The organism is Planococcus wigleyi, from assembly GCF_014836985.1.
Taxonomy (GTDB): Bacteria; Bacillota; Bacilli; order Bacillales_A; family Planococcaceae; genus Planococcus; species Planococcus notacanthi.
This window is the reverse complement of the sequence record NZ_JACSPU010000002.1, coordinates 149,212-165,083: the sequence shown is the minus strand read 5'-3', so window position 1 is coordinate 165,083 and position 15,872 is coordinate 149,212. Positions and strand designations below refer to the sequence as shown.

The 15,872-nt window shown below is 43.6% G+C and carries 21 protein-coding genes and 1 pseudogene; 3 read left to right on the top strand and 19 right to left on the bottom strand.

Annotated elements, in window-relative coordinates:
• Positions 1-16 precede the first annotated feature (16 nt).
• The 7 genes from H9630_RS06310 to H9630_RS06280 form a co-directional block, all read right to left on the bottom strand.
• A complete protein-coding gene (locus H9630_RS06310) occupies positions 17-454 on the bottom strand; it encodes a MarR family winged helix-turn-helix transcriptional regulator (protein ID WP_191714661.1) in 438 nt (145 codons plus the stop codon).
• A 23-nt stretch (positions 455-477) separates the two neighbouring features.
• On the bottom strand, positions 478-897 hold the full coding sequence (locus H9630_RS06305) for an organic hydroperoxide resistance protein (protein ID WP_191714660.1): 420 nt from the start codon (positions 895-897) through the stop codon (positions 478-480).
• 139 nt (positions 898-1,036) lie between these two features.
• Complete coding sequence (locus H9630_RS06300; RefSeq protein ID WP_225218415.1) at positions 1,037-1,657, bottom strand: methyltransferase family protein; 621 nt, start codon at positions 1,655-1,657, stop codon at positions 1,037-1,039.
• A 270-nt stretch (positions 1,658-1,927) separates the two neighbouring features.
• On the bottom strand, positions 1,928-3,580 hold the full coding sequence (locus H9630_RS06295) for a b(o/a)3-type cytochrome-c oxidase subunit 1 (RefSeq protein ID WP_191714659.1): 1,653 nt from the start codon (positions 3,578-3,580) through the stop codon (positions 1,928-1,930).
• Entirely contained in the window at positions 3,577-4,050 is a 474-nt protein-coding gene (locus H9630_RS06290; protein ID WP_191714658.1) for a cytochrome c oxidase subunit II, read from the bottom strand. The genes H9630_RS06295 and H9630_RS06290 overlap by 4 nt, the downstream gene beginning before the upstream one ends.
• 25 nt (positions 4,051-4,075) lie before the next feature.
• A complete protein-coding gene (locus H9630_RS06285; protein ID WP_191714657.1) occupies positions 4,076-4,198 on the bottom strand; it encodes a cytochrome C oxidase subunit II in 123 nt (40 codons plus the stop codon).
• Between the two features lie 152 nt (positions 4,199-4,350).
• Complete coding sequence (locus tag H9630_RS06280; RefSeq protein WP_191715070.1) at positions 4,351-5,019, bottom strand: Crp/Fnr family transcriptional regulator; 669 nt, start codon at positions 5,017-5,019, stop codon at positions 4,351-4,353.
• A 214-nt stretch (positions 5,020-5,233) separates the two neighbouring features.
• On the opposite strand from H9630_RS06280, the gene H9630_RS06275 reads away from it, so the two are divergent.
• Together H9630_RS06275 and H9630_RS06270 are read left to right on the top strand one after the other, a co-directional pair.
• Positions 5,234-5,698 (top strand): universal stress protein, encoded by a 465-nt coding sequence (locus H9630_RS06275; RefSeq protein WP_191714656.1) that lies wholly within the window; start codon positions 5,234-5,236, stop codon positions 5,696-5,698.
• A gap of 406 nt (positions 5,699-6,104) precedes the next feature.
• The gene (locus tag H9630_RS06270) at positions 6,105-7,409 is read left to right on the top strand and encodes a murein hydrolase activator EnvC family protein (RefSeq protein WP_404825529.1); all 1,305 of its coding nucleotides are present in this window, start codon (positions 6,105-6,107) and stop codon (positions 7,407-7,409) included.
• A gap of 102 nt (positions 7,410-7,511) precedes the next feature.
• Here H9630_RS06270 and H9630_RS06265 read toward each other — a convergent pair whose 3' ends face one another.
• The 11 genes and pseudogenes from H9630_RS06265 to H9630_RS06215 all read right to left on the bottom strand — a co-directional run bounded on the left by H9630_RS06265 (position 7,512) and on the right by H9630_RS06215 (position 14,148).
• Positions 7,512-7,796 (bottom strand): hypothetical protein, encoded by a 285-nt coding sequence (locus H9630_RS06265; RefSeq protein WP_191714654.1) that lies wholly within the window; start codon positions 7,794-7,796, stop codon positions 7,512-7,514.
• Between the two features lie 451 nt (positions 7,797-8,247).
• Positions 8,248-8,580, bottom strand: coding sequence for a YolD-like family protein (locus tag H9630_RS06260; RefSeq protein WP_191714653.1), 333 nt, complete (start codon positions 8,578-8,580; stop codon positions 8,248-8,250).
• Positions 8,581-8,746: 166 nt separating this feature from the next.
• Positions 8,747-9,430 carry a YfjL-like protein gene (locus H9630_RS06255; RefSeq protein ID WP_191714652.1) on the bottom strand — a complete coding sequence of 228 codons (684 nt, stop codon included), beginning with the start codon at positions 9,428-9,430 and terminating at the stop codon, positions 8,747-8,749.
• A 1-nt stretch (position 9,431) separates the two neighbouring features.
• Positions 9,432-9,980 (bottom strand): zf-HC2 domain-containing protein, encoded by a 549-nt coding sequence (locus H9630_RS06250; protein WP_191714651.1) that lies wholly within the window; start codon positions 9,978-9,980, stop codon positions 9,432-9,434.
• The gene (locus H9630_RS06245) at positions 9,977-10,648 is read right to left on the bottom strand and encodes an RNA polymerase sigma factor (RefSeq protein ID WP_191714650.1); all 672 of its coding nucleotides are present in this window, start codon (positions 10,646-10,648) and stop codon (positions 9,977-9,979) included. Before H9630_RS06245 ends, H9630_RS06250 begins: the two co-directional genes overlap by 4 nt.
• 104 nt (positions 10,649-10,752) lie before the next feature.
• Complete coding sequence (locus H9630_RS06240) at positions 10,753-11,100, bottom strand: DUF2178 domain-containing protein (RefSeq protein WP_191714649.1); 348 nt, start codon at positions 11,098-11,100, stop codon at positions 10,753-10,755.
• Positions 11,093-11,329 (bottom strand): helix-turn-helix transcriptional regulator, encoded by a 237-nt coding sequence (locus H9630_RS06235; protein WP_191714648.1) that lies wholly within the window; start codon positions 11,327-11,329, stop codon positions 11,093-11,095. Before H9630_RS06235 ends, H9630_RS06240 begins: the two co-directional genes overlap by 8 nt.
• Positions 11,330-11,508: 179 nt before the next feature.
• The gene (gene panB, locus H9630_RS06230) at positions 11,509-12,345 is read right to left on the bottom strand and encodes a 3-methyl-2-oxobutanoate hydroxymethyltransferase (protein WP_191714647.1); all 837 of its coding nucleotides are present in this window, start codon (positions 12,343-12,345) and stop codon (positions 11,509-11,511) included.
• Between the two features lie 254 nt (positions 12,346-12,599).
• Positions 12,600-12,944, bottom strand: coding sequence for a DUF6176 family protein (locus H9630_RS06225; RefSeq protein ID WP_191715069.1), 345 nt, complete (start codon positions 12,942-12,944; stop codon positions 12,600-12,602).
• Between the two features lie 6 nt (positions 12,945-12,950).
• On the bottom strand, positions 12,951-13,433 hold the full coding sequence (locus H9630_RS06220; protein WP_191714646.1) for a GNAT family N-acetyltransferase: 483 nt from the start codon (positions 13,431-13,433) through the stop codon (positions 12,951-12,953).
• 27 nt (positions 13,434-13,460) lie between these two features.
• A pseudogene (locus H9630_RS06215) lies at positions 13,461-14,148 on the bottom strand (Type 1 glutamine amidotransferase-like domain-containing protein).
• A gap of 105 nt (positions 14,149-14,253) precedes the next feature.
• Here H9630_RS06215 and H9630_RS06210 point away from each other — a divergent pair.
• On the top strand, positions 14,254-15,018 hold the full coding sequence (locus H9630_RS06210) for a nucleotidyltransferase domain-containing protein (protein WP_191714645.1): 765 nt from the start codon (positions 14,254-14,256) through the stop codon (positions 15,016-15,018).
• A gap of 58 nt (positions 15,019-15,076) precedes the next feature.
• Here H9630_RS06210 and H9630_RS06205 read toward each other — a convergent pair whose 3' ends face one another.
• Positions 15,077-15,772, bottom strand: coding sequence for a Na-translocating system protein MpsC family protein (locus tag H9630_RS06205; RefSeq protein ID WP_191714644.1), 696 nt, complete (start codon positions 15,770-15,772; stop codon positions 15,077-15,079).
• Positions 15,773-15,872 lie beyond the last annotated feature (100 nt).

Here is a 15,872-nt window from a genome sequence, read left to right as displayed (position 1 = left end):
CTTATTCATTCTTCTATTACAAATCCATGGTTTTGAAAGAAGCATTCAGCTCTTTCAAGTTTTTCATCAAGGTGATGGCGTTGACTCCCATAAAGTCACAGCTGATGAGTTTGTCGAGGACAGCCTGTTCGACTGCCGCCTGTTCGCTTTTGGCTTTTTCCGTCAATGAAATCGTAAATGCACGTTTATCTGATTGGGATTGTTCTTTAACCAACCGCCCCTGTTCGATCATACGATTGATGATCGGATTCAAAGTTCCGGTGCCAAGCCCCAGCCGTTCACCGATATTTTTAGTCAACAGTCCGTCTTCTTCCCACAAGACAAGAAGCACCAGATACTGTGGAAACGTCAGATTGAAAGGCTCCAACGCTTTTGCATACATTTTTGAAAAATTGCTGGAGGCTTTATAGACTTCGAAGCACAATTGTTGTTCGAGTTTCGTTGGTTTTTCCATTTGCATCTCACCTATGCTAATTATTATAGAACGCTGATTTCCACATCCACAGATCCTTTGATTGCTTTGGAATATGGGCAATACTGATGCGCTTTCTCTACGTATTCGTGTTTCAATTCTTCATCGATGCCTGTGATGTCGACGACAAGTTTCACCGCCAGTTTAACGCCGCCGTTGTCTTTATCCCCAATCAAGGCAACAGTTGCTGTTACTTCACTCTTTTCAATTTCCACTTTACCAGCTTCCAGCACCAATTCCAATGCACTGTTGAAGCATGCGCTGTAACCTGCAGCAAATAGCTGTTCCGGATTTGTTGCCGTTGTTGCTGAACCTCCAAGAGCCTGTGGTTTTGCTACATCCAAATAAAAAATATTGTCCGGTGAATAAACCGCACCGTCTCTTCCGCCTGTATTGATCATTGTTGTTTCGAATAGTGTTTTCATTATGTGTTTTCCTCCGTCCATATATATCTTACACGATCTACTTTAAACTGAATCGTACGCGATGTAAATACATATGCTCACACGAAAAAAGACTTTATTCACCGTCCTGGCGAATAAAGTCTTTTGGGAAAGATCGATTCTAATAAATAAAAGGAATCAAGCGTGCACGCTTTTTCATCCATTGCTGATAATCCGGTCCGAACTTCTCAATCAGCAGCTGCTCTTCATAGTTTATTCGCTTCAGCAAAGCCCATACCATTGCCAGGCCACCAAGAACGGCAGCAATTGCACTGGTGAAAAACAAGGCCATTCCGAGAGTAATGAACAACAACCCGGTGTAAAGCGGGTGGCGAAGTTTTCGGTAAGGTCCGGTGCTGACGATTTCATCACCTTCACGAACGGTCACGTAACGTGTGAATTGTGATTTCAAATGGACGATTCCCCAAAACCGCAGGAAAACCCCTGAAGCCAGCAAAATAACTCCCACTGCTTGACTGATCCTAGCTATCGTCTCGAACGCCATCAATTCCTGCAAAACCGCCGCGATAAGAATGGTCGCGATCAAAACTGCAAAGATGGTGAAGAATGTCCGTTTTTCCAATGGGTCACCTTGGCCGATGCCGCGATTTCGGAAAATCAGAAATTCACTGAGCCAAAACAAGCTTATTGCTGTAAAAATCCATTCAATCATCGTCATAAAAGAGGCCTCAACTTCCTGTTCTTTTCCTTCCAATATATAGAACATTTCGAAACAATACAATTTCTACCCCTTGCCAAATAAACTTGGACGACTAGCGTGAAACCAGAAAAGAGCGCTTTGCCCACCTGGCAAAGCACTCCTTCACTACATTTTATCTATATCTTTTCTTTAAAAAGGTGAAAACTGTAGCTGCAGGGCGTCTTTACATCAAATTCCCCCGCTTAGCTTCCCATTTAATCTTCAATGGAAGAGATTTCGACCAGCATCGCAGTGAATGCGATAAAAACAACCATTAACGAGAGCACCATTGTGAACATTATCCTTCAACTCCTACCACGTTTTGAATCCTTCTGAACCTGGTGGTGCATGGTGGATCATCTGGCTAATTGGAATCGCATAGGCGATGACAATGAGTGCCAGTGCAAGCCCGATCCAAATCCACCAGTTTTCAAGCCATTTCGGGGTACGGGACATGTCGCTTTCCGCCAGCGGGAAATCTACGATGTCTTTCGGTTCCACCGCTTTAGGCGAAAGGAACATCGTCATGACGACGATATAAATCAGAATCATTGCCGAAACGAACAAGATGCTGCCGCCGATGGCCATCGTCACATGGTTGGTCAGAATTCCGTCAAACCATTCCAATGCAGCGGGGTGATCGTTGTAGCCGGAATAAGCGGTTCTTCTTGGCGCTCCGAGAAGGCCCAGCAGATGCTGCGCTGTTGACATCAGCAGCATGCCGAACGACCAAGTAATGATTTGGACAAGCCCAAGCACTTTCATGGATTTGGTGAATTTTCTGCCTGTTAAATATGGAATCAGCCAGAACGTCAAGCCCATGAACGTCATCGCTACCGGAGTGCCGACAGTGATATGAAAATGCCCGACAATCCATAAGGTATTGTGGACCACTTCATTCAATTGGAAACTTGCGTTAATGATTCCCCCAGCTCCACCGGGGATAAAGAACGCCATGGCAATGAAAATAGAAGTGAAGCGGATATCTTTCCAAGGCAATTTTGTAAACCAGCCAAACAGGCCTTTCCCGCCATTTTTGCGTCCGGCAATTTCAAATGTCGCGAACATCGAGAATGCCGTCATCAAGGAAGGTACGATGACCATAAACGTCAAGACCACCTGCAGGAATTTCCAGAAGTTCGAAATCCCCGGTTCTGTCAGCTGGTGATGGAAACCGACAGGAATGGAAAACAGGATGAAAAGAACAAAAGACAGACGTGCCAATGAATCACTGAATACTTTTACACCCAGGATTTTCGGTACGATAACGTACCAGGCCATGTATGCCGGCAGCAGCCAGAAATACACCAATGGGTGGCCAAAAAACCAGAACAAGGTGCGGCTGAGTTCTACATCAATGGTATCGGTCCAGCCGAATGCCCAAGGGATGTATTGGAAAAGGACCGTTGCCACGACGCCCAGACATGCAATGATCCACATGATGATGGTCGTGATGGTCATGAAAGCGAAAAGTGGGCTCAACTGCCCTTTATTATTTTTCCGCCATACTCTGTAATGTCCGACCAGCGCAAAACTGCTGATCCACGTACCGATAATCACCAAAGCAAGACCTACATAATAAAAGCCACTTGCCTTCAGCGGTGCATAAAAGGTGTACAGCACTGAAGCTTCTCCGGCCACGATCATCGCTGTTGCCATAACTGTTCCAAGCAAGGTCACCCAAAAGCCGATCCACGAAAACAAACGGACTTTCGGACCGAAACTTCCAAGGCTCTTGCTCATACCGGTAATAAAGAAGCCGAAAATAAAAAATGTCGTAAATACAAGTGCGAGTAAAACGCCGTGTGCGGTCAGAATTTGGTAATAGTCCAGCCAAGCCGGTAATTGAAGCGCGTCATTGCGGATAAAAACTTGCAGCAGCCCACATAAGGTGCCGATTAAAAAGGCGGTATACGCCACGCCGATATTCCATAAAGCAATTTTTCGATCTTGCACAGCAATCATTGTTCATACACCTCTATCTCTGTATACATCATATGGTGGCCCGTTCCACAGTATTCATTGCAAAGAATCAAATATGTGCCCGGTTCTTCAAACGTGTAGGATTTTGTCGTGATCCGGCCTGGAACGACCATCATATTGACTTTTGTATTATCAATCGTCAGACTGTGGACTACATCGGTACTGGTTACTTTAAAAATAATTTCTTTTCCAACCGGAACTTTCAATTCCGGTGCCTGATATCCGAATGCCATAGCCACAATCGTCGCCTGGTATGTATCGTCGTCCAATTGCGTGACTCCCGGATTATCAAAAGGTGCCGTTTCACTTACTTTTTTGGGATCGATTGTTTCCATTCCTCCTGCAGGGGTATGGTCCTGTGAAAATGCGCTCACCCCAACAACGCTTAAAAATACAATCAGCGATGCAATACCGAACACCAGCCAAATTTTTTCATATTTATGAAGATGCATTTTAGTCTTCTCCTCTCGTTCCGCCTTAACGGGCTACATACAATAAATAAACGGCGACCCACATGACAATAATGATCAGCCCCACTACAAAAACACTGACTAATGTACCTTTCAGATTGGTCTCCGGCTCCCGGTTCTCTTGACCCATTTCCTCTCACCTCTTACGCGTTTTGTTCTTACTTTCAGCCTATTCTATCGGCTTCTCCAGCACTGTGACATTTCTCACACTTAAGGCCTTTTTTTAATGAAATGACAAATTTTAGACAAAAAAAGAACCTGCCCAATGGGCAAGTTCTCCTGTTAATCGATTTTGCATAAATAAATTGGACAGTCTTCACAATTGGTTTCTTCCTTTAAATGCTGAATGTCATGAAGCAGTATTTTTCCTTCACTCAATGTCAGAACGCCGCGTTTTTTCAACTCAGCCAGCATCCGGTTCACCACTTCCCGTGTCATTCCACAGAAATTAGCAAGATCCTGATTGGTCAATACGAGATCAATCAACACACCATTCTCTTTTTTCACCCCATAGCTATTGGAAAGCCTGATCAAGGTTGAATACAGTGCCCCTTTTTTGCCATGAAGCATTAAATCACGGAATTTCGTCTGGGTTTTCTGCTGATCGATTCCCATCCATTTCATAAAAGCGACAGACAATCGGGCGTTCGATAACAAGGCCTCTTCCAGATCATCAATTGAAATATGCAGGCATACTGCATCTTCGACCGCACGTGCATCCAGCATGTATTTGGGCCTATCAGAAAAAAGGGTCACTTCTCCAACAAGCTGCCCTGGACCACAAATTTTCAACGTAAGTTCACGGCCGTTCGGCGTCACTTTTTCAATTTGGATTTTACCGGACCGGATGATGTAAACACCGCCGATGGCATCACCTTCACGAAACAAATAATTGTCTTTCTTTAATTCCTTAACTTGATGGCGTACAGACAATAACTCTTTCATATCCATCAATGCCTCTGCGTTCCCGGTACCCGTTTTCAAAGTGCAACCGCCTTCCCGTTATACAATCATTCCTATTAAAATGATTTTACCATGAATTTCTTTCTAGAAAGGTACAAATTCATCATTCCGACACTTGTTGCCAAAAGAATATATCAAATAAGAAGGAACTTTATTCTCCGGTAGAGAAGTTCCTAGTATAGAGATTGAGGAGGAATGCTAAATGACTTTAAAATATTCCAACATACTGGTAGCGGTAGACGGTTCCAAAGAATCAGAATTAGCTTTTAAAAAAGGGGCGGCCGCAGCGGTCCGCAACAATGCAACTTTGCACTTGGCACATATTATCGACAACCGGTCGTTCGGTTCAATTGAAGCCTATGACCGCACAATTGCTGATCGCACGATGAAAAATTCTGAGGAATTGCTCTCCAAGTACAAGCAAGAAGCAGAAGCAGCAGGTGTTGAAAATGTAAACGTCATCATTGAATACGGTGTCCCTAAAGTTGCCATCCCTAAAGAGTTGGCTCCTAAATTGAATGTCGATGTCATCATTTGTGGCGCTACTGGTCTGAACGCAGCTGAACGCTTTATCATGGGCAGTGTCTCCGAACGAATTGTCCGCACAGCAAAATGCGACGTATTGGTTGTCCGCAGAGACCAGGAAGACTTATTTACTGAAAACTAAACAGCAACCTTTCCCTAAAAGATAATAAGGGAAAGGTTTTTTTATGTTCTTTTTTCCTACTTTACCTTCCGCTACTTCCTTCCTCCAGTAAATCTACTACCAAAAAAAGCAAATAATCACCAAAGTTTTATCGCCTTCAATTAATATTTCACCAAAATGTCATATTTATATTAAAAATCATTGTTTTGGCGCCCTTTATCAGACACTTTGTCATTTTAGCAGTCAAAATGATAAGAAACTGTAATAATAAAGACGTTTATGTGGTGTTACAATGGGTCTGCTGGATTTTTCATTTGGCAACCGCCAAGAAAAATCAATCGACTCATAATAATTTTTCACGATAATTATAAATAGCCACGGAAATCGAAAGGAGCACAAGAGTTTGAAACCATTAGCTAAATGTCTGATGATCGCATTATCGGCTTTACTGGCGCTAACCATGTTCTTACCAACTGCAAGCGCTGATAAACTAAGTGATTTAGAGAAAAAGCAACAAGAAATTCAACAGAAACAAAGTGAATTGAACTCCGGGATTCAACAGAAAACCAACGAAATCTCCCAAAACCAATCCACACTCGAAAAAATCATCGCAAAAATCCGCGAGTTAGATAACCAAATCATCGAAACACAAACCAAAATCGACGTTGCTCAAGCAGAAATCGATCAAACCAAAATCGAAATCGATGAATTGAGAAAGTCTATTGAAGAATTGGAAAGAAAAATTGCAGAACGTGAAGAGCTTTTGAAAGAACGCGCACGTGCTATTCAGTTGAGCGGAGGTTCAGTTGATTACATAGATGTACTTCTTGGAGCAAACAGCTTTGTAGATTTCATTGACCGTTTTTCAGCAGTCAACATCTTAATCGAAGCAGATCGCGAAATCATGCGTGAGCAAGCAGCCGACAAAAAACTTTTGGCTGAACAAAAAGCGGAAGTGGAAACAAAACTAGCGGAACAGGAAGCTAAAAAAGCCGAATTGGTCAACTTGAAAAATTCACTTGATGCACAGAAAAACGAACAGGCTCAGCTTGAGAAAGATTTGAAAGCAGAGCAGGCACGCTTAGCTAACGAAAAATCATCGCTGCAAGCAGAACATGCGAAAACGATGAACATCAATGCAGACCTCGAGAAGAAAATTGGCGCAGAACAAGCACGTCTTGCGGAAATTGCCAGAAAAGCAGAGCAGGAACGATTGGCTAAAGAAGCCGCAGCACGCAAAGCGGAAGCTCAACGCCAGGCAGCAGCTTCTGCATCAGCACCTGCTTCAACCGTTACACAAGCTTCGGTATCTTCAAAAGCCGGCAGCTCAACATTTATCCTTCCTTCAACAGGACGCTTCACTTCTGGATTCGGCGGCCGTGACATCGGAGCCGGAGCAGAATCACACCTTGGAATGGATATCGCGAACTCACCTGGAACACCAATTGTTGCCGCAGCAAGCGGCATGGTTTCCTACGCCGGCAATATGGGCGGATACGGAAACGTGGTCATCCTGACACATTCCATCAACGGCCAGACACACGCAACCGTTTACGGCCACATGAGCTCGATCAATGTATCCGTTGGACAATCAGTTGGACAAGGCCAGCAAGTGGGCGGCATGGGTAACACAGGCCGTTCTACAGGAACACACCTTCACTTTGAAATTCACGTAGGACCTTGGAATGGTGCACGTTCAAACGCGGTCAACCCTGCTCCTTACGTTCGATAACATATTAAAAACCGGCTTCTCTCAGGAGATGCCGGTTTTTTCTTTCTATTTTTCTCTATGTAGCAGTTTAATCGTTTTGAATGCTTCGATTGAATATTTTTCTCAATGATCAATTTGTATACTGCCATTCTCCATAATTCGAATCGGCTGATAGCTGTTCTTAAAATCAATCCCCATATATCCAGTAGAATTCAATTCTGATATCCCTTTTATATAGGCCTCTTCATCTGTAATTAACCGATAGAAGAAACACAATCCATCACTGGTATCTGAAGACTCTTCAAATACAAACTTTTCTCCATACTTCTCTTCAAAAAAAGTTATCGCTTCTTCATGAGTAGTAAATAGGGGGAATTCGTTTTCTTCCTGTTTGCTGATTCTATGCATTTTTCTCCTCCTCGAATTCAAGTTTATTTTACTGTAAGTTTTACTTTAACTGCATCTTTTCATTACGCTAATAAGGTCTATATAAATTGAACTAATGATTTGTAGGAGCCGATATTCCGTAAAACAGCTACGCTTTCGGGCCCACAGGATGTGGGTCATGCAGCCGGCGCGACAGGACGTCGCGGTGCCGCCTGCCAGCGGGCTCGCGCCCAATCCTCCTCGTCCGCTGCGCTCCCTGCGGTGTATCGGTCGTCTCGCTAAGCCGCAGGAAAGACAGTAGCCGAAGCTTGCGAGGCTACGTCTTTGCGACGAAGCAGCGAAGCGATGCAGGAGCAGTACGCTCTTCTTCGCTGTTTTACTCCATATCTTTAGAGTTTTTTCTCAGAGTCGAAGTGGTATATAAAATGTTATTTCTTTAGTTCAACTTATATAGATTTAAAGAATTTATCATTCAGTCAAGCATATGTATAGATGTAATCATACCGATTGGCAGTCGCCGCTCGCCGAACGCATCTTCATAGGTGATGGTCCATTGCTCTTGGTCCAGCTTTTGAATTGTGCACCGGTGATAGTGGAAATGACGGTCCTGCCAGGACTGGATAAATACCGTGCACTGCCTTTCGCAGGCTACTATCAGCATATCAATGATGGCTCCTTGTTCATCGGCGCTGAGCATCGGCTGCGGATCATTAATGGAATTCCAAGCATGTTCCGATACGAAAAGGCCATCCCATCGCGTTTGTCTTCTTCCATTTGTTTTGCCGGTAATGCTTCTTTGCTCCATACCCTACACTCCCCTTGAATAAGAACGTTTGTTCTTATTATACCCATTTAAAGGAGGAATTGCTCTATTTCAGAGAAGTTTTTTTATTTTGAAGAAGAACCGCAAAAAAGAGAAGAAGCTTTTCAGCTTCCCCTCTTTCAATATTCTTCAACCTATTAGCATCTTTTTACTTTACATCGTCTATCGTTAATTCCTGCTCTGGTGTAAAGCTGGTATAGTCATAAATTTCTTCGCCATCAACAACGCTGTGATATCCCACTTCAGCTAGATAATAATCAATGGATTCACTGTTCAATTGCTTCTGTATTTCCCGACTTTGTTGCAGCATTTGCTCTTTCGACAAATCTCCTTTTTCAATTTCCAGCATAACCAAAATTGATTTGGGTGTTTTCGTTTGGGGTGTCCATTCTTCATCTTGTTTGTCGTAAACCTCTACATCTGTGGCCACACGACCGACTTCTGGAACTTTTTTCTGAAGAAGCGCTAGAATGTATTGCTCTGCCTCTGTATTTAATTTTTTCGAAGCTTCTTTGTCGATTTTGGAGAAGTGGATGGTGTCGCCTAAAATCTCGTATGGTTCGATAGCAGAGACATTGTATTCATAAGCCGTTTCCACTCCTATCGCTTCCGTTTCCATCACGGTAAATCGAAAAGTGGCATCGGTCCATCCATAGTCTGCCGACCGTTTAATCTCGTAGTCCATGTCCGGATACGCTTGGTCCAAAAACGTTTCCAAGCTCTCTTTCGCTCTATTTTTTTCAAATGGATTTCCGCTCATTTGTATATAAGCGAACACGACCCCAGCAATCAATAAAATCGCGATCATCCCGTATATTATTTTCTTTTTCATATTAATTTTCCTCCATTATTTTAAGAATACAGAAACCGATGACGATGCCGATCATCGTAAACACTAGATGGATGGTTAGTGAAAACAGCGCTAATTGAAGTGCTTCCCAAAAACTTTCCGCATAGAACTCACCGAGCAGATCCGTCATGTACAACAGGCAATTCCAGATGAAGTTCGGCACGCCTGCAAGCAGAACGGCAATAAGGACCGACCGGTAAAATAGATACGTGACCACTCCCAAGATAGTGTAGGTCAGGATAAAACCTGCATTGTCATTCATAACGGTTGTACCCATCGCTAACATAAAGGCAATCGCCACAAAGAAAATCTGAATTGTGGTCAGCCGTAAGGTTATTTTACGGATCATCTTTTTCGAAGGCTCTCCCGGTTCTACTTCGGCGGGCAATGGAATCTGTGATTGTTCCGCAATAAGGCGGCACTCTTTGCAGCTTTTCAAATGTTCTTCGATAAATTGTTTGGTCTCTACCTGCAATAACTCTTCTTCGTATAAAGGCAGAAGATCTTGCACAATCGCACATTCCTTATTCATAACGTCACCTCCAGCAGTTTTTGAATTTTTAATTTCAAACGGTGAAATGTTACACGCGCATAGTTTTCTGATTTGCCGATTAAGACGCCGATATCTGCGAAACTCAGCTCTCCATATATCCGAAGCAACACGATTTCTCTTGAAGCATCGTCCAGTTTCGAAATGTGGTGCCACAGTAGTTTTGTGTCTTCATGGATTTCGGCCAACTCTTCCAGCGAATGGATTTCAGCCTCTGGCATCTCTGCGAGTTTTTGCATTAAGCTTTGTTGATACTTGTTTTTGCGGTAATGTTTTTTCAGTAAGTTATTCGCAATCGAGAAGATCCACGTGGACAGTGTGGAATGGTTATTAAAAGACGCTATATTTTTACACGCTTCATAAAAGGTATCGTGGCAAAGGTCTTGAGCCGTCGCTTGATTGCCTGTCTTAGCATAGAAAAACGCATAGATTTTTGGGTGAAGTTTTTCGTATTCTTCATTAAGCCTATTCATAACTGCCCTCGCTTTCTTGCTGTTCTTAGTATTAATACCGCCACCATCTATTTCGTTACAAAATCTTTTAATAAATTTTCTTTCCCTTATCATTCCATAGATTTTTCCCATCTTTAGTTCTATGAATATTTTTTTAATTAAAATCAAAACTAGTAAAGGAGGGCCTTTAAGAAACAAAAAAAAAGAACTTCAGTGCAGCACTGAAGTCCTCTGCATAAACAAAAAGAAGAGAGGATGTAATCAATCCACATCCTCTCCCCTCTATCCATGTCTAATAGTTTTTATGCAAAATCCCTTTTGTATTGGACAGTCAGGTAGATACCGCCAGCTAAAAATGCCAACGAATATTTAAACAGGAAAAAGATGGTCCACATATACTCTTTCGGAAAGATGATGTCACATAAAATGATGGCCAACAGCATCCAGTAGCAGCTCTTTAAAGACAACAGGTTTGTCCTTTCATCACTTTCCCCCATCTTCTTATAAGACACATAAAGAAGAATCAGACTGCCCATGAGCAGTAAAAACCCAATCCCGATGAGAATATTCCAATTCCCAGTAGATTGTTCAGCCCAAGCCCTAAAAGGATCGAAAATAGCGTGATGGATATTCGCGAAAAAATCATTCATTTTGACCATCTCCTTTTAAATAAGTAAAAACATCGTTTACATCAACCTTAAAAAAGTCGGCAATTCGGAAAGCTAACAGCAAGGTTGGGACATAATTCCCTTTTTCCATTACAAAGATGGTTTGTTTGGAAACTCCCACTTTTTCCGCTAATTCTTGCTGAGACATTCTGGCAAGCACCCGATATTCATAAACCTTATTGGATATCGAGTCCCCAAAATCTTTCTTCATGATCATCACCTCTTAGAAAATATAATAAATCAATTCTTTATTAAAGTAAAGTAAACTTATACTTAATATAATAATATTTTTATTAATGGCTATTTTCCCGTAAGAATCCGTATATGGTTCTGCAATAAATACACAAATAAACCCGTCATCTTTTTCAAGATGACGGGCTTTTCTTGTTTCTATTCTTTTCCTCCGTACAATTGTTGGAGTTCTTCTTCTTTCATTGTAAAGCGGTGTTCTTCTGCAGGAAAAGCGCCGGTTTTTACTTCGTCGACGTACTGGGTCAGGCCGTCTTTCATCAAGTCCCCGGTTTCCGCGTAAGAACGCACGAATTTCGGCAAATGATGGGTTCCGTACTTCAGGACGTCGTGATAAACCAAGACTTGTCCGTCTGTTTCGCTGCCGGCTCCAATGCCGATTACCGGTATCATCAATGCTGCGGTTACTTTTTGCGCCAATTGGTAAGGGATGCATTCGAGAACGAGCATGCAGGCTCCTGCCGCTTCACATGCCCGCGCATCATCGATCAGCTTTTGCGCGGCGTCTGCTGTTTTCCCCTGTACTTTATAGCCGCCCAGCACCCCTGCTGTCTGTGGAAGCAGACCGAGGTGCGCGACAACCGGAATGCCGGTCCGTGTCAGCAATTTCACTACCTCCACGACTTCATCCGCACCTTCAAGCTTTACCGCTTCCGCTCCGGTTTCCTGGAAAATACGGACCGCGTTATCCAGTGTGCGTTCCAGGCTGCCATGAAACGAAGCGAAAGGCATATCCACCACCAAAAAAGTATCGGGTGCACCGCGACGGGCTGCTTTGCCGTGATGAATCATGTCATCGACCGTCACTTTCACAGTGGAATCGTATCCCAGGACGACCATTCCAAGAGAATCGCCGACCAGAATCGCATCCACGCCAGCCTGCTCGGCAAGCTTCGCTGACGGATAATCATAAGCGGTGAGCATGGCGATTTTTTCATTTTGTACTTTCATTTTAATGAGTGAGGCTGTATTCTTCATTTTTTTCTCTCCTTTTGGGAGGAAAACCGAAATAAAGCCCATCCATTCCAAAACTGGACAGACGGGCAGAATAAGTATCAGTGGTTTTCTCCGTCCCTGTCGATGTAAGATCAAGGCAGAACTATGCAATTGTTGAGTGTCTTTATACGGGTGCAGTTCAACAACGATACCGCCCTTATTGCCACTATAGCAGAAGCTTGGATGTTGGAACATGGTTTATGTACGAAGTTGCGGTCAATTCCACACAAACGGATCTATTCCATAGCTGCTCTTACTTTTTCTTGAATCATGACAACCTGAGGCTCCATGTCCACTGAATCATAGGCAGAATCGATGCATTCATTCCAGAACTCCATGTGTTTTTTATCCACTTCGTGGCTGGAGTTCTCCAATTCGGTTCCGCCTTCTCCCTGCACCGAGTACCAGTATAAATAGGCTTCACCGTCCCGTTCTTCTTTGAAGATGGTTTCGACGAACATCTTTTCATCATCAAGTGTCAGCAGTACATGGCCCATATGATCATTCAAAAAAGCCATCCATTGTTCGACTGCTTCCATTTTTCCTTGTTTGACTTTGAATCGCGAAAGCTCTGCGGTCAGTTTCATTTAGATTACGTCCTTTGCTGTTTTTTTGAAATAATCCAGAGTGGCGTTATCGTTTAACTGATTGGTGACACCAGTTGCCAGGTAACCCAATTTTTCATAGAACCGGCAATTCCCTTCCTCCTCTAAAATTGTGGCCAGTTCCCAAGTTTCCGCTTCCGCATGCAGAAGTTCCACCTGTTCCATCGCTTTCTGTGCAATGCCAAGCCCTTGATAAAGAGGGTCCACAAACAACGGGCTGACCCAAAACCGGCGTTCTTCCTCCCATTTGATCCGAATTGCTCCGACCATGTATTCCTTCGCGACAATCTTATAGTAAATTGAAGCAGGATCACTGATTCTGCCGAGTACCCGTTCCAGTGTTTCGTTCACTGGATTGGTGTCATGATCCTGATACTGCTCCAACAGCGGCAGAAAAGCCGCTTTTTGCATGGCCAGAATAGCGGGAGCATCCAAGGCAGTCGCTTTTTCCAATTTGATTTTCATGAGGGCACCACTTTCTCTTTATGTCTATTACTGTTCCAAATACTCCACTGCCAACGCTTCTTCCCCGTCCGTATTCACCCGATAAGCTTTAGCAGCCGGTCTCGAACTAACAATCCGCTTGATGTCTTGTCCAATATAGTGGATGGCCGCTCCATCATCCGCCGCAATCCCTGGCTTGCAGGATTCCTTGAGTGATGAACCGCCGGTATGCCGGCCTTCTATCGGCTTCTCCGTCATAATGCGGGCAATGGCTGCCTTTCAGAAAACCCAATGCCTGGAGCGGTTCGAGTGTATCTCCATAGGAGTCCGTAACACCTTCTTCGTACCAGCAGATCGAGCCGGCACTGAGGCCAGCTAAGACGATTCCCTGCTCCCAGGCTTTTCTTAACATTTTGTCCAATCCCCATTCTTTCCAGAGCACCAACAGGTTTTTGGTATTGCCGCCGCCTACATAAATGATGTCCTGGTCCAGTACATACTGTTCCAAATCCCGTGTCGGCGGTTTAAACAAAGACAGGTGGCTTGGCACGCAGTTCTGCTGGTTGAAAAAATCATAGAACTTTCCGATATAGCTGTCTGCATCTCCGCTCGCTGTCGGAATAAAGCAGATTTTTGGGCAGGGTTTATTGGCTTGCTTCAATATGTATCGGTCAAGTAATGGATTATCAGGTTCCATCGAGAACCCTCCACCGCCCATAGCAATAATTTGACGCATATTTCTCACCTTTCTTTGTTTCTTTTTCTCTTTATTCTTCAAATTGGAAGGTTTATCCTTCTATGCTATAGTAATAAGAAAAAAATCAGCCATCGGGGGATTCTTATGCTTGTACAGGAAGTCGCGGTAGAAAAAATCACAGCCAGTTTGATACAAAGCCCTCATGTTCGAGCTGTTTTCCTAAAAGGCTCCATGGGCAGAAATGAACACGACGAACATTCAGATATTGATTTGTATTGCCTTGTCGAAAAAGAGCAGGAAGAAGCTTTCCTGGCTGAGCGCCTCGCGCATCTTCAAGCATACCGGCCGGTGCTTTTTCAGGATGACATTTTCATCATTGCTCCGCAGCTTATAGCGATCTTTGATAATTTGCTGCACATCGACCTGTTTACGGTGACAGCGGAATCATTTACGGCAAAAGATTTCTTTAGAGTCGTTTATGACCCTGAAAACCTGCTGGAACAATTCACAGAATCGCAGAGTCTGGAAATCACTCCAGCCGAGTATAAAGATCATGTCATTGATGTCGCGTGGTTTTTATTTCAGTACCGAAAAGCGGGTGCCAGAGGAAACGGGGTGTGGGCAGTGAAGATGCTGTCGCATGTGCTGGAACATTTGGCGCGGGTCTTATTGTACCGATACGCCCCAGAACGGACGCAATTAGGCTTGAAAGCAGTGAGCCGTTCATTGCCGGCAGCTGTCTTTTCAGAAATCGAACAGATTTCCAGTAAGATGACCCCGGCAGATCATGCACAAGCCGCTTCGCAGATCCGACAGCTGTTGAGACAAGAATACCTTTGGATGGAAGAACAAGTAAAAGATAAAGAACAGATTATGCCACTGATGAAAAAAATGATCGAAATCGAGTGAACCTACGCGAAAAGCGCCTAATGCGGCGCTTCTCTTTTTATTATTCAGGATTTCTTGTTCACTTTTTCGCTTCAATCAGCAGCACCATGTAACCGATATCGTCTTTAAAATCCCAATCGGTAAAGGCCTCGGTTATTTTCCTGTTTAGCAGCTGCTCCAACGAGGAATTATAGATGAGTTTTGCTTCCAGTGGGCGCTTGGCCAATTTCAATTGTTCCGTGAAGTTATTCCTGATCAATTCCTTTTCAATCTCAATCAAAATTCCTTCTCTTCGGATCAATACCGTCCGCTCATTCAGCCAAACGACTTCTGTCTTATCCGGTTCTTTTTGAGCTTTCTTGCTGGCATCCGCCACTTCTTGATAAAAAGCTTTTTTGTCGATATCTTTCGGCCATTCCTGCGCTTTTTCTTCAGCTTCTCCATTCAACACCAGAATCAATAACCCGGTTTTATTTTCCAAATTCCAATCCGCATGAATTTCTTTGATTTCCAGTTCCGCTGACTTCAGCAAATCCAACTTAATTTGTTCTTTCAAATCTCTCATAAGCAAACCCCTGATTTCTTGTACTCTGACCGATTCTTTTTGGCTCATCAGTACTTTTTCAGTCGGAGCCAGGAATTCACGCAAATGAATGACAACGAACGGTTTACGGATCGCAACGAATACGGAGGCTGGGCCTTTCCCGAAATGCGTCCGGAATAACCCTGAAATATAACCACTTACTTCTGATTCAGTAGTCTTTTCTTTCTTCATAATGGCCTCTCTCCTTTCGGTGGGATGGAGCATATTGAAGTTGCTATTCCCCTATCCTCGGGCATTAAACCCTCTACAGCCGTTCAAAAAAGAGGCCGAA